This is a genomic window from Streptomyces yongxingensis (genome assembly GCF_055597465.1).
In genome coordinates this window covers 7,731,399-7,743,890 of the sequence record NZ_CM145717.1, presented here as the reverse complement: position 1 = coordinate 7,743,890, position 12,492 = coordinate 7,731,399, and the positions used below count along the sequence as shown (strand labels likewise).

Annotated in this window: 12 protein-coding genes; 9 read left to right on the top strand and 3 right to left on the bottom strand. The window is 72.7% G+C overall.

What is annotated here, in order from left to right; translation table 11 throughout:
* Positions 1-3: 3 nt before the first annotated feature.
* The 8 genes from ACZ6TD_RS33145 (at position 4) to ACZ6TD_RS33110 (ending at position 7,902) form a co-directional block, all read left to right on the top strand.
* Positions 4-972, top strand: coding sequence for a DnaJ C-terminal domain-containing protein (locus ACZ6TD_RS33145; RefSeq protein ID WP_471344083.1), 969 nt, complete (start codon positions 4-6; stop codon positions 970-972).
* Entirely contained in the window at positions 969-1,337 is a 369-nt protein-coding gene (locus ACZ6TD_RS33140; RefSeq protein WP_471344082.1) for a chaperone modulator CbpM, read from the top strand. Before ACZ6TD_RS33145 ends, ACZ6TD_RS33140 begins: the two co-directional genes overlap by 4 nt.
* Positions 1,328-3,970 (top strand): ATP-dependent chaperone ClpB, encoded by a 2,643-nt coding sequence (gene clpB / locus ACZ6TD_RS33135; protein ID WP_471344080.1) that lies wholly within the window; start codon positions 1,328-1,330, stop codon positions 3,968-3,970. The genes ACZ6TD_RS33140 and clpB overlap by 10 nt, the downstream gene beginning before the upstream one ends.
* 121 nt (positions 3,971-4,091) lie before the next feature.
* Positions 4,092-4,355, top strand: a complete 264-nt coding sequence (locus tag ACZ6TD_RS33130) for a UBP-type zinc finger domain-containing protein (protein WP_471344078.1) — start codon at positions 4,092-4,094, stop codon at positions 4,353-4,355.
* Positions 4,355-5,968: an FAD-dependent oxidoreductase gene (locus ACZ6TD_RS33125; protein ID WP_471344075.1), complete on the top strand. Its 1,614-nt coding sequence runs from the start codon at positions 4,355-4,357 to the stop codon at positions 5,966-5,968. The genes ACZ6TD_RS33130 and ACZ6TD_RS33125 overlap by 1 nt, the downstream gene beginning before the upstream one ends.
* A gap of 51 nt (positions 5,969-6,019) precedes the next feature.
* A complete protein-coding gene (locus ACZ6TD_RS33120; protein ID WP_471344073.1) occupies positions 6,020-6,532 on the top strand; it encodes an Hsp20/alpha crystallin family protein in 513 nt (170 codons plus the stop codon).
* Between the two features lie 69 nt (positions 6,533-6,601).
* The gene (locus tag ACZ6TD_RS33115; protein WP_471344070.1) at positions 6,602-7,033 is read left to right on the top strand and encodes a DUF2267 domain-containing protein; all 432 of its coding nucleotides are present in this window, start codon (positions 6,602-6,604) and stop codon (positions 7,031-7,033) included.
* A 98-nt stretch (positions 7,034-7,131) separates the two neighbouring features.
* On the top strand, positions 7,132-7,902 hold the full coding sequence (locus tag ACZ6TD_RS33110) for an IclR family transcriptional regulator (RefSeq protein ID WP_471344067.1): 771 nt from the start codon (positions 7,132-7,134) through the stop codon (positions 7,900-7,902).
* 3 nt (positions 7,903-7,905) lie between these two features.
* Here ACZ6TD_RS33110 and ACZ6TD_RS33105 read toward each other — a convergent pair whose 3' ends face one another.
* Positions 7,906-8,781: a citryl-CoA lyase gene (locus ACZ6TD_RS33105; protein WP_471344064.1), complete on the bottom strand. Its 876-nt coding sequence runs from the start codon at positions 8,779-8,781 to the stop codon at positions 7,906-7,908.
* Positions 8,778-10,004, bottom strand: a complete 1,227-nt coding sequence (locus ACZ6TD_RS33100) for a CaiB/BaiF CoA transferase family protein (protein ID WP_471344061.1) — start codon at positions 10,002-10,004, stop codon at positions 8,778-8,780. Before ACZ6TD_RS33100 ends, ACZ6TD_RS33105 begins: the two co-directional genes overlap by 4 nt.
* A gap of 135 nt (positions 10,005-10,139) precedes the next feature.
* Between ACZ6TD_RS33100 and ACZ6TD_RS33095 the strand changes: the two genes are divergently transcribed.
* The gene (locus tag ACZ6TD_RS33095) at positions 10,140-11,540 is read left to right on the top strand and encodes an MFS transporter (protein WP_471344059.1); all 1,401 of its coding nucleotides are present in this window, start codon (positions 10,140-10,142) and stop codon (positions 11,538-11,540) included.
* Between the two features lie 11 nt (positions 11,541-11,551).
* Here ACZ6TD_RS33095 and ACZ6TD_RS33090 read toward each other — a convergent pair whose 3' ends face one another.
* Positions 11,552-12,454: an alpha/beta fold hydrolase gene (locus ACZ6TD_RS33090; protein WP_471344056.1), complete on the bottom strand. Its 903-nt coding sequence runs from the start codon at positions 12,452-12,454 to the stop codon at positions 11,552-11,554.
* Positions 12,455-12,492 lie beyond the last annotated feature (38 nt).

The following is a 12,492-nucleotide window of genomic DNA, read 5'->3' as shown; positions in this document are numbered from 1 at the left end:
GCCATGGCACGGGACTACTACGAGGTGCTGGGGGTCTCCCGGGGCGCGAGCCAGGACGAGATCCAGCAGGCGTTCCGCACCCGGGCCCGCCGCCACCACCCAGATGTGAACAAGGACCCGAACGCCGAGGAGCGGTTCAAGGAGCTCAACGACGCCTACAGCGTGCTCTCCGACCCGAGGACCCGGGCCCGCTACGACCGGTTCGGCGAGGACTTCCGCAAGATCCCCGAGGACTGGGAGGAGCGCGTCGGGGCCGGTGCCGGAGGCGGTGGCGGTGGCTTCCGCGGCTGGACGACGGCCGGCGACGGCGGCCGGGTGCGGTTCACCCGTGGCTTCGGCGAGGACGCCGGGGGCGAGGGCGTGGACTTCGAGGACCTGTTCGGCGCGTTCTTCGGCGGCGGCGCGGGCCCGGCCGGCGCGGGCCGCGTCACCATCCCCGGGGCCGACCAGGAGGCGGAGCTGCCGCTCACCGTCGAGGACGCCTTCCACGGCGGGCGCCGCGGCGTCACCCTCGCCGGGCCGACGGGGCAGCGCACCTTCGAGGTGAACGTCCCGCCGGGCGTCATCGACGGGCAGCGCATCCGGCTGGCCGGGCAGGGCGGCCGGGGCACCGGTGACGCACCGGCCGGGGATCTGTACCTACGGGTGCGGATCCAGCCCCATCCGCGGTTCCGGCTGGACGGCCGGAACGTCCATGTGACGCTCCCCGTGAGCCCCTGGGAGGCCGCGCTCGGCGCGACCGTCCCCGTGCCCACACCCGGCGGCACCGCCAAGGTGACCGTCCCGCCCGGCTCCTCCGGCGGCCGCCGGCTGCGGCTGCGCGGCGAGGGCATGCCGGACCCGCGCGGCCCCGACGGCGATCTGTACGCCGAGATCCGCGTCATGGTGCCACCCCACCTCGGCGCCCGGGAGCGGGAGCTGTTCGAGGAGCTGGGCCGCACCTCCTCCTTCGACCCCCGGAGGGAGCGATGAGCACTCACACACCCGGGGCCGTCACGGCCACCCGCCACCCGCCCGTGACGTCCGTCCACTACGAGCTGGTGCCCGCGCGCAGGCTGTCCCTGGAGACCGTGGCCGACCGCACCGGGCTCCACCCCGACCTGATCCGGCGCTTCGTCGCCCTCGGCCTGATCGACGCCGAACGCGACGCCGCCGGGCGGCTGGTGTTCGCCCTCGACGCCCCGGCGGCGCTGGCCCGCGTCGAGCGGCTGCACACCGGCCTCTGCCTCAACTACGCCTCCATCGGTCTGGTGCTCGACCTGCTCGACCGCATCAACCGTCTCGAAGCCGCGCTGCGCCGCGGCGGCGCGAGGAGTGAAGAACCACCATGGACATGAACCGCCTCACCCAGAAGTCCCAGGAGGCTCTCCAGGACGCCCAGACCACGGCCCAGCGATACGGCCACACCGAGGTCGACGGCGAGCATCTGCTGCTGGCCCTCCTCGAACAGCCCGACGGGCTGGTGCCCCGGCTGATCGCCCGGCTGGGCGCCGACCCCGAAGCGGTGCGCACCCTGCTGGAGGCGCAGGTGGCCCGCAAGCCCAGGGTCACCGGCCCCGGGGCCGCACCGGGGCAGATCTTCGCCACCCAGCGGCTGGCCCAGGTGCTGGACACCGCCGAGCAGGAGGCGAAGCGCCTGAAGGACAGTTACGTCTCGGTGGAGCACCTGGTGCTCGCGCTCACCGAGGAGGGGTCCGCCACCGCGGCGGGGCGGGTGCTCAAGGAGCACGGCGTCACCAAGGAGGCGTTCCTGGGCGCCCTCACCCAGGTGCGCGGCAGCCAGCGGGTCACCTCCGCCAACCCCGAGGTGGCGTACGAGGCGCTGGAGAAGTACGGCCGGGACCTGGTCCTTCAGGCCCGCTCGGGCAAGCTGGACCCGGTGATCGGCCGGGACGCCGAGATCCGCCGGGTGACGCAGATCCTCAGCCGCAGGACGAAGAACAACCCCGTGCTCATCGGCGACCCCGGCGTCGGCAAGACCGCCGTCGTCGAGGGCCTGGCCCAGCGCATCGTCCGCGGCGACGTCCCCGAGGGGCTGCGCGACAAGACCGTCTTCGCCCTGGACATGGGCTCCCTGGTGGCCGGCGCGAAGTACCGCGGGGAGTTCGAGGAGCGGCTCAAGGCCGTGCTCACCGAGGTCACCTCGGCCCAGGGGCGGATCCTGCTGTTCGTCGACGAGCTGCACACCGTGGTCGGGGCGGGGGCCGCCGAGGGCGCCATGGACGCCGGGAACATGCTCAAGCCGATGCTGGCCCGCGGCGAGCTGCACATGATCGGCGCGACCACCCTGGACGAGTACCGCAAGCACGTCGAGAAGGACGCCGCGCTGGAGCGCCGCTTCCAGATGGTGCTGGTGGACGAGCCGAGTGTGGAGGACACCGTCTCGATCCTGCGCGGCCTGCGCGAGCGTCTCGAGGTCTTCCACGGCGTCAAGATCCAGGACACCGCGCTGGTCTCCGCCGCCGCCCTCAGCCACCGCTACATCAGCGACCGGTTCCTGCCGGACAAGGCCATCGACCTGGTGGACGAGGCGTGCGCCCGGCTGCGTACCGAGATCGACTCCATGCCCGCGGAACTGGACGGGATCACCCGCCGGGTCACCCGGCTGGAGATCGAGGAGGCCGCGCTCTCCAAGGAGACCGACCCGGCCAGCGGCCGGCGGCTGGAGGAGCTGCGCCGGGAGCTGGCCGATCTGCGCGCGGAGGCCGACGCCAAGCACGCCCAGTGGGAGGCCGAGCGGCAGTCCATCCGCCGGGTGCAGGACCTGCGCCGGGAGCTGGAGGAGGTGCGCCGCGAGGCCGAGGAGGCCGAGCGCGCCTACGACCTGGGCCGCGCCGCCGAACTGCGCTACGGCAGGCTCCAGGAGCTCCAGCGCAAGCTGGCCGCCGAGGAGGAGCAGCTCGCCGCCAAGCAGGGCGCGCACCGGCTGCTGCGCGAGGTGGTCACCGAGGAGGAGATCGCCGACATCGTCTCCGCCTGGACCGGGATCCCGGTCTCCCGCCTGAAGGAGGGCGAGCGGGAGAAGCTGCTGCGCCTGGACCAGATCCTCCAGGAGCGGGTCATCGGCCAGGACGAGGCGGTCAAGCTGGTCTCCGACGCCATCATCCGCGCCCGCTCGGGCATCCGGGACCCGCGCCGCCCGATCGGCTCGTTCATCTTCCTCGGCCCCACCGGCGTGGGTAAGACCGAGCTGGCCAAGGCGCTGGCGGCCGCGCTCTTCGACACCGAGGAGAACATGATCCGCCTGGACATGAGCGAGTACCAGGAGCGGCACACGGTCAGCCGGCTGGTCGGCGCCCCGCCGGGGTACGTCGGCTACGAGGAGGGCGGCCAGCTCACCGAGGCGGTGCGGCGCAAGCCGTACGCGGTCGTGCTCTTCGACGAGATCGAGAAGGCGCACACCGATGTCTTCAACACCCTGCTCCAGGTCCTGGACGACGGCCGGATCACCGACGCCCGGGGGCGGCTGGTGGACTTCCGCAACACCGTGATCATCATGACCTCCAACATCGGCTCGGTGCACCTGCTCGACGGCGTGACCTCCGGGGGCGAGCTCAAGCCGGACGCCCGGGGCCTGGTGATGAGCGAGCTGCGCGGCCACTTCCGCCCCGAGTTCCTCAACCGGGTCGATGACATCGTGCTGTTCAAGCCGCTCGGCGAGCCCCAGATCGAGCGGATCGTGGAGCTGCGGTTCGACGAGTTGCGCGAGCGGCTGGCCGAGCGCCTGATCGCCGTCGAGCTGACCCCCGCCGGACGCGAGGTGATCGCCCACGAGGGCTACGACCCGGTGTACGGGGCCCGCCCGCTGCGCCGCTACATCTCCCACGAGGTGGAGACCCTCATCGGGCGCGCCCTGCTGCGCGGCGAGGTCGAGGAGGGCGCCACCGTCAAGGTGGACGGCCGGCACGGCGAGTTGGTGGTCAGCTACGAACGGCAGCCGGAGGTCGCCGGACTCGGGAAGGCCGCGTGAGCGCGATGCCGCACCGGACCGTCCCGCCCCGTCATCGGCCGCACCTCACGGACCGCCCCTCGGTTCGAGGTGCGGGCCGTCCCGTCCCTGCTCATCCTGGAAACGAGAAAGGGTGAACGCCATGGCCATCGAGCCCGATCCGCACCTGTCGATGGTGCGCCCGGTCACCCCGCGCAGCCCCGAGGGGTGCGAGGAGTGCCTGCGTCTCGGGTCCCCCTGGGTCCATCTGCGGCTCTGCCTGACCTGCGGACACGTGGGGTGCTGCGACTCCTCGCCGCTCAAGCACGCCCGTGCCCACGCGTACGCCGAGGAGCACCCCATCGTCGAGCCCATGGAACCGGGCGAGACCTGGCGGTGGTGCTTCGCCCACGAGGCCATGGCCTGATGTCGGGCGAGGACCGGCCCCCGGACACCGCACCGGAGGGAGCGGCACCGGACGAGACCCCGGATCTGTACGGCGCGTTTCCGCGGCTGACGGACCAGCAGATCGCGTTCCGGTCCGGGCACGGCACCCGCCGGTCGGTGGCGCCCGGTGAGGCGGTCATCCGCGAGGGCGACCAGGGCACGGACTTCCTCGTCGTCCTCAGCGGCACCATCGCGATCACCGAGCACCACGGCACCCCGGACGAGCGGGTGCTGAGGGTGCACGGCCCCGGGCGCTTCCTCGGCGAACTGGCCCTGCTCCAGGGGCAGGGGTCGGCCCGCAACCATCTGCCGTACCGCTGGATCGACCTGGAGGCGGACAAGGAGGCCGAGACACTGCTGCGCCGCGTCTCGGTCAGCCCGGAGGACACTCCGATCGTCATCTGGCGCGAGCAGCAGGTGCTGCGCAACCCGGACAACGCCGAACTGGCCCGGCTCATCGGCCTCTCCCCACCGGCGGGCACCCGCGGCCACTGCGATCTGCTGGTCGTCGGCTCCGGCCCGGCCGGGATCGCCGCCGCCGTCTACGGCTCCTCCGACGGGCTGGGCACCACGCTCGTGGACGCCTTCGCCACCGGCGGCCAGGCCGGCACCTCGTCCCTGATCGAGAACTACTTCGGCTTCCCGGCGGGGATCTCCGGCTCCGAACTCGCCGAGCGCGGTGTGCTCCAGGCGCGCATGTTCGGAACGCGGGTGAGCGTCCCGGCGGAGGCCACCTCCCTCGCACCGGACGAGGGCCACTACCGCGTCACCTTCGCCGACGGCGGCGAGACGCTGTGCCGCACCGTCGTCCTGGCCACCGGCGCCCGCTACCGCAGGCTGGAGGTCCCCGGGATCGAGCGTCTCGAGGGGGCGAGCGTCTATTACGCGGCCACCGTCTACGAGGCGCGACAGTGCGGTGCCGACCCGGTCGTGGTGGTCGGCGGCGGCAACTCCGCGGGCCAGGCGTCGCTCTTCCTCGCCGAGCGGGTGCCCCGGGTGCACCTGCTGATCAGGGGCTCGTACCTGGGCTCCCGGATGTCCCGCTATCTGGTCGACCAGATCGAGCGCCATCCGCGGGTGAGCGTGGCCCTGGACACCGAGGTCCGCGAGGTGCGCGGCGACGACGCCCTGCGGGCGGTCGTGGTGGAGCACCGCCGCACCGGGGAGCGCCGCGTCCTGAACGCCTGCTCGCTGTTCGTCTTCATCGGGGCCAAGCCCCGCACCGAGTGGCTCTCCGACGTCCTGGCCCTGGACGGCCGGGGTTTCGTGCTCACCGGGGCCGAGGCCGAGGCCCGGGCGGCCGCGGGCGTCTGGGAGGGCCAGGGCCGCCGCTGTCTGAGACTGGAGACCAGTCTGCCGGGGGTCTTCGCCGCCGGTGATGTGCGCAGCGGCTCGGTCAAGCGGGTGACCTCGGCGGCCGGCGAGGGGGCGATGGCCGTCCACCACGTTCATGACCACCTCGGCCACACCACCGCCGACCTCACCCGCATGAGCGGCGACCCCCCGGCTCCGTCCGGCCGGTCCGCCGGACCGAGCGGCGCTCCGGCACCCATCCGTCACCACAGCGCATCCACTCCCCACAACCGGAGGTGAAGGGCGATGAGCACACCCGCACGACGACACCAACAGCAGCACCAAGGAGCGATGGAACGCCCCCGAGTCTGGGCGCGCAATCCGCTGGCGGAGTTCGACGACCTGCTCAGCCAGATGGGCGGTCTGCTCGAATCCACGGTCGGCGGGGCGGCGGTGCCCGGCCTCGCGGCGTGGTCACCCGCCGCCGATGTGACGGAAGGGGACGAGGCGTACCACGTCGAACTCGAACTCCCCGGCGTCCGGCGCCAGGAGATCGACATCGAGGTCAACGGCCAGGAGCTGACCGTCACCGGGGAGATCAAGGAGCGGGAGCGCAAGGGCGTCCTGCGCCGCGGCGGGCGCCGCACCGGTCGTTTCGAGTACCGGCTGCTGCTCCCGAGCGAGGTGAACACCGAGGGCGTCAAGGCATCCATGTCCGAGGGCGTCCTCACGATCACCGTGCCCAAGGCGGAGACCGCCAAGCCCCGCCACATAGAGATCACCGAGAGCATCCAGGGCGAGAGCCGGCGACAGCAGGAACCCCAGCAGCAACAGCAGCAACAGCAACAGCCAGGAGGCTTCTGAGGTCTCCCACCCCCGTGGCGGCCCCCGCCCCGCCGGGCGGCCGCCACGGGCACCGAAAGGACGAACACGATGGTTGCGACAGGCTTTCCCGCGTTCGACACGACCGTCGACAAGACCAACCGGCTCCTGAAGGACATCGAGGACGCGTACGGCTGGCCCAAGGAGCGCCGTAAACAGTCCTACGCCGCCCTGCGCGCGGTGCTGCACCAGCTCCGGGACCGGCTGACGGTGGACGAGGCCGTCCAGTTCGGCGCACAGCTCCCGATGCTGGTGCGCGGCATCTACTACGACGGGTGGCGGCCCTCGGAAACGCCCGTGAAGATGCACAGCGAGGAGTTCTTCCAGCGGATCCGGCACGACTTCCCGTACTCGATCCAGGGCGACACCGAACAGTTGGTGCACACCGTCCTGGAGGCTCTGCAGCGCCACATCAGCGAGGGCGAGTGGCATGACCTCCGGGGCCGGATGCCCGCCGATCTGGTCACCGTCATACCGGCCTAGCCGAGTACCCGCATAGCCGACTCCAGGCCCTCGGACCGCCTGGTGGTACCGTCGCACCGATAGGCGGCTCATGCGGTGGTGCGGCGAGGAGGACGGCGATGGGGACGGCGGCCGGAGAGGGCGGCGAGGGAGTACGGAGCGTCCTGCGCGCACTGGATCTGCTCGCCCTGTTCGACGAGTCCCATCGCTCCCGCAGCGTACGGGAGTTGACCGACGCCACCGGACTGGCCAAGTCCACCGTGGTCCGGCTGGTGGCCACGCTGGAGCAGCGCGGGCTGCTGTGGAGCCGTGGGGACGGGCGGCTCACCCCCGGCGCGGGTCTGCTGCGCTGGGCGGCGCTCGCCCAGGACGCCTGGCGGCTGCCCCCGGAGGCGGTGGAGTGTCTGCGCGTCCTCTCGGTCCGGTCGGGCGGCGAATCCTCGCGGATCTACATCCGCCAGGGTGGCTCCAGGGTGTGCGTGGCCCAGCACGAGGGCACCCAGCAGCTGCGCCATGTGGTGCGCATCGGCGAGGAGATGCCCCTCTGGGCCGGTGCCTCCGGGCACGTCCTGCTCATCGGCGGCTCGTCCCGGACGCTGAGCCGGGTGGCCGCGGCGGCCGGGCGCGGCCCCGACTTCGCCTCCGTCCTGGCGACACGGGCGCGCCTCGCCGCGGAGCGGGGCTTCGCGGTCAGCCACGGTGAGCGCGAGGACGGAGTGTCCGCCGTGGCCGCCCCGGTCACCGACGCGACCGGGCAGGTCGTCGCCGCGGTGGGCCTCGGCGGGCCCACCAGCCGTTTCACCGAGGAGCGCGTCGAGTCCTTCCGCCCGGCGCTGGCCGAGGCCGCGAAGCGGCTGTCGGAGCTGCGGTTCCTCGGCGGGAGCGGCTGACCCTCACGCACCCTCGGCGCTCTTCCCACCGCTCTCCGGCCGGTTGAGGTCCCGGGGCGCCGGGCCCTCGTACGAGGGCAGCAGCCGCCGGGGAAGGGGGCCCTTGATCCTGGCCCCGCCGGATTTCTCCTCCCAGGCGTGGGAGAGGATGCCGACGCTGCGGGAGAGCACGAACAGCCCGCGTCCGAGCTCGGGCGGAAAGCCGAGTTCGCTGTAGACGATGGCGGTGGCGCCGTCGATGTTCATCGGCACGGGACGGCTGCGGCCCTCCGCCAGCGCCCGCTCCAGGGCCGTTCCGGCGCGCAGCGCCCAGCCCGGTGCCTCGCCGTCCGCCACCGCCGCGCCCACCAGGTCGAGCAGCGGGGTGCGGCGCGGGTCGTACGGGTGGAAGCGGTGGCCGAATCCGGGGACGTGGGAGCCCGTGGCGCGGTACTCCGCCACCAGCTTCTTCGCGGCGTCGTCGACGTCCGCCCCCTCGGCCACGGCCTCCTCCAGCTCGGCCAGGACCCCCATGCACTGCTGACCGGCCCCGCCGTGGACGTCCCCCAGCAGGTTCACCCCGGTGGCCACCGCGTTGTTCAGCCCCAGTCCGCAGGTGGCCGCCATCCGGGCGGCGGCGATCGACGGGGCCTGGGGCCCGTGGTCGACGGCGGCGACGAGCGCGGCCTCCAGCAACCGGCCCTGGGTCCGGGTGGGCAGCTCACCGCGCAGCAGCAGCCAGATGGTCTCGGCGAAGGACACCTGGCCGATCAGCTGCTCGACCGGGTAGCCGCGCAGCAGGATCTCACCGGGCCGGATGCGGCTGACGGCGGTGGCCCACCAGTCGGTGACGTCTTGTGCAACCGTCGTGGCCTCTGGCTCTCCGGGCCGGCGGGTCATATCGCGCCACGCTCCTTCATCGCGTCGATCTCCTTCGGGGTGTAGCCGAGTTCGGCCAGGACCTGGTCGGTGTGCTGGCCCAGCAGCGGTGGCGGGGCGGTGGCGGCCGCCGGTGCGCCGTCGACGCGGAACGGGCTGCCCAGGACGCGCAGTTCGCGCGTCCGCCCGTCCGGGAAGGGCAGCGTGCGGACGAAGTCGCGCTCCGCGAGCTGCTCCAGGCCCAGCGCGTCGGGTACGGACAGCACCCGCGCGGCCGGCACTCCGGCGTCGGCGAGGATCTCCTCCCACTCCCCGGCGGTCCGCTCGGCGAGCCCCTTCTCGATCTCGGCGCGCAGCTCCTCGCGGTGGGCCTTGCGGTCCGCGGGATGCGTGAACCGCTCGTCCGCCAGCAGTTCCGCACGGCCGATGAGCCGGCACAGGGTGGCGAACTGCCGCTGGCGGTTGGCCGCGATGTTGAGGTATCCGTCCGCCGTGCGGAAGGTCCCCGACGGCGCGGCGGTGAAGTTCTCGTTGCCCATGGGCCGCGGCGGGCGGCCGGTGATGAGGTAGTTGGAGGTCACCCACCCCATCGCGGTGAGCGCGGCCTCCAGCATGGAGACGTCCAGATACGCGCCGCCTCCGGTGCGCTCCCGGCGCACCAGGGCCGCCGCCACGGCGAAGGCGGCGGCCATGCCGCCCAGGGTGTCGGCGACCGGGAAACCGGCGCGCAGCGGGCTGACCTCGGGGGTGCCGGTCACGCTCATCATCCCGGAGAGGCCCTGCACGATCTGGTCGTAGGCGGGCCGGGCGCGCAGCGGTCCGGTCTGGCCGAAGCCGGAGACGGCGCAGTAGATCAGCCGCGGGTTCTCCCGCATGAGGACCTCGCGGCCGACGCCCAGCCGGTCCATCACTCCGGGCCGGAAGTTCTCGAGGAGGACGTCGGACTCCCGCACCGCGCGCAGCAGGGCCGCGCGCCCCTCCTCATCCTTGAGGTTCAGGGTCAGCGAGCGCTTCCCGGCGTTCTGGGCCAGGAACGACGCGCCCAGCAGATCCTCGCTGAGCTGCCGGTCGGCGCCCAGTTGGCGGGCCAGGTCCCCGGCCCCCGGCATCTCGACCTTGAGGACGTCGGCGCCGTGGAGGGCGAGCTGATATCCGGCGAAGGGCCCGGCGAGGACATTGGTCAGATCCAGGACCCGGATGCCGTCGAGCAGGGGTGGCGGGGCGGCGGGGGCGGGCGTGCTCAACGGATGACCTCCAGCGCGAATCGGGGTGTGACCCCTTGCCACGGGGTGTGTGCCTCCATAACATCACCGAACCACCAAGTGGCACAAGCGAACCACACAGTGGTACTCGATCCACGGTGACAAGGGAGTCCCCCAATGACGCACACCGGCAGCTCCGCCACCAGAAGGCCGGTCTTCCAGCCCAAGGTCGCCCTCGCCGCCGTCTTCGGCACCACGGTGGAGTGGTACGACTTCGCCCTCTACGGAACCGCGGCCGCCCTCGTCTTCAACAAGATCTACTTCCCGGACAGCGATCCGCTGGTCGGCACGGTCCTCGCCTACGGCACCTTCGCCATCGGCTTCCTCGCCCGGCCCCTGGGCGGCGCCTACTTCGGGGAGCGGGGCGACACCCAGGGCCGTAAGGGCGTGCTGGTGGCCACCCTGCTGATGATGGGGCTCGCCACCACGGCCATCGGACTGCTGCCGACGCACGCGCAGATCGGCGTCGCCGCGCCGGTGCTGCTGACGCTGCTGCGCTTCGTCCAGGGCTTCGCCGCGGGCGGCGAGAAGACCGGAGCGCTGATCATCCTCTTCGAGAACGCACCGCCCAAGTGGCGCGGACTGCTCACCTCACTGCCCGCGATCGGCACCGGCACCGGCACCCTCCTGTCCACCGGCGCCTTCGCGCTCACCACCGGGCTGCTGTCCGAGGACGCCTTCCTCGCCTGGGGCTGGCGGATTCCCTTCCTGCTCAGCGCGGGCCTGACCTTCTTCGGCCTCTGGGTGCGCCGCTCGCTGCCGGAGACCGCCGAATTCCAGCAGGTGCGCCAGGCGGGTTCCGTCGCCGCGACATCCGGCCGCTCCGTCCCGTCCGGCCGCCCGCTGCGGCGGCGGATCGCCGAGAGCCGCTGCGTCGCCGCCTGGCGCCGCTACCCCAAGGAGATGCTCATCGTGATCGGCGCGGGCGCCGCCGAGAACGCGGGCTACTACGTCTTCGGCACCTTCTCGGTCACCTACGCCGAGGACCGCGGGCTGCCGACCGCCGCACTTCTCAGCGGCATCTCGCTGGTCGCGGCCGTGAAGCTGGTGACGGTGCCGGCCTTCGGCGCACTCTCCGACCGCGTCGGGCGGCGCCCGGTCTCGATCGGCGGGGCCCTGGTGCTGCTGGCCGCCGCATGGCCGTTCTTCGCGGTGATCGACGGCGGACACACCTGGGCCATCTGGCTCGCGCTCTTCGTCACCCTGGGCATCGGCCAGTCCGCCGTCCTCGGCTCCCAGCCCGCGTTCTTCGCCGAACTCTTCGACACCACGGTCCGGTTCAGCGCGGTCGGCATCGCCAACAACATCGGCACCGTGCTCACGGGCGGCCTCGCGCCCATGCTCGCGTCCGCCCTGCTGCTCTGGTTCGACCACAGCGTCACGGGCGTGGTGGTCTTCATCGCCCTGATGAGCGCGCTCACCGTGGCCACGGTGGCACTGGCGCGGGAGACGCGCGGGGCCGCCGACCCGGCCGAGGAGACGGCCTCGCGGAAGGAGAACCTCCAGGCGGCGCCGTGAGCCCCGGCCGGTCAGGCGCTCCCGTGCTCCCCGAGGAACGCCCGAAGATGGCGCAGCGTCTCGTCCGGCGCCTCCTCGGGGAGGTAGTGGTCGCACGGCAGCGCGTGCCCGCGCACATCGTCCGCGTAGCCGCGCCAGACCTCCGGTACGTCGTAGTGGCGGCCGACGAAACCGTGCGCGCCCCACAGGGCCAGCAGCGGTGCGGTGACCCGGCGGCCCGCGGCGGCGTCCGCGTCGTCGTGGACCAGGTCGATGGAGCCGGCGGCGCGGTAGTCCTCGCAGCTGGCGTGGATGGCCGCGGGATCCGAGAAGCAGCGGATGTACTCGGCCTGGGCCGCCTCGTCGAACGGGGTCCCGCCCCGGTGGCGCGCCCCCATCCGGGTGCGGATCCAGAACGCGGGGTCCTGGCCGATGAGGTGTTCCGGGATGCCGTGGTCCGCGGCCAGGAAGAACCAGTGGAAGTAGCCGAGACCGAAGTCCTTGTCGGCGTGCTGGAAGGCGTACCGCGTGGGCACGATGTCCAGGACCGCGAGCGCGGAGACCGCGCGCGGATGGTCGAGGGCCATCCGGTGGGCCACCCGGCCGCCCCGGTCGTGGCCCACCACCGCGAACCGGTCGAAGCCCAGCTCCCGCATCACCAGTAGCTGATCGCGCGCCATGGCCCGCTTGGAGTACGGGGTGTGCTCGGCGTCGGACACGGGCTTGTCGCTGTCGCCGTAGCCGCGCAGATCGGCCAGGACCACGCGGTGGGTGGCGGCGAGCGCCGGGGCGATGTGGTGCCAGATCATATGGGTCTGCGGATAGCCGTGCAGGAGGAGGACCGGCGGCCCGTCCCCGGCGGTGCGCACGTTGATTCCCACACCCTCGACGTGGACGGTGCGGCGGTCGAAGTCGCCCAGCGGCTGATCGCTCATGGTCCGATCCCAGCAGCCGCCCGCGGTGCGCGTCCAAG

Excerpts from the sequence above, each read along its gene's own strand:
- ACZ6TD_RS33110 (WP_471344067.1), top strand. The coding sequence starts at position 7,132 with ATGGGGACGGCGGCCGGAGAGGGCGGCGAGGGAGTACGGAGCGTCCTG.
- ACZ6TD_RS33105 (WP_471344064.1), bottom strand. The coding sequence starts at position 8,781 with ATGACCCGCCGGCCCGGAGAGCCAGAGGCCACGACGGTTGCACAAGAC.
- clpB (WP_471344080.1), top strand. The coding sequence starts at position 1,328 with ATGGACATGAACCGCCTCACCCAGAAGTCCCAGGAGGCTCTCCAGGAC.
- ACZ6TD_RS33115 (WP_471344070.1), top strand. The coding sequence starts at position 6,602 with ATGGTTGCGACAGGCTTTCCCGCGTTCGACACGACCGTCGACAAGACC.
- ACZ6TD_RS33120 (WP_471344073.1), top strand. The coding sequence starts at position 6,020 with ATGGAACGCCCCCGAGTCTGGGCGCGCAATCCGCTGGCGGAGTTCGAC.
- ACZ6TD_RS33095 (WP_471344059.1), top strand. The coding sequence starts at position 10,140 with ATGACGCACACCGGCAGCTCCGCCACCAGAAGGCCGGTCTTCCAGCCC.
- ACZ6TD_RS33130 (WP_471344078.1), top strand. The coding sequence starts at position 4,092 with ATGGCCATCGAGCCCGATCCGCACCTGTCGATGGTGCGCCCGGTCACC.
- ACZ6TD_RS33090 (WP_471344056.1), bottom strand. The coding sequence starts at position 12,454 with ATGAGCGATCAGCCGCTGGGCGACTTCGACCGCCGCACCGTCCACGTC.
- ACZ6TD_RS33145 (WP_471344083.1), top strand. The coding sequence starts at position 4 with ATGGCACGGGACTACTACGAGGTGCTGGGGGTCTCCCGGGGCGCGAGC.
- ACZ6TD_RS33140 (WP_471344082.1), top strand. The coding sequence starts at position 969 with ATGAGCACTCACACACCCGGGGCCGTCACGGCCACCCGCCACCCGCCC.
- ACZ6TD_RS33125 (WP_471344075.1), top strand. The coding sequence starts at position 4,355 with ATGTCGGGCGAGGACCGGCCCCCGGACACCGCACCGGAGGGAGCGGCA.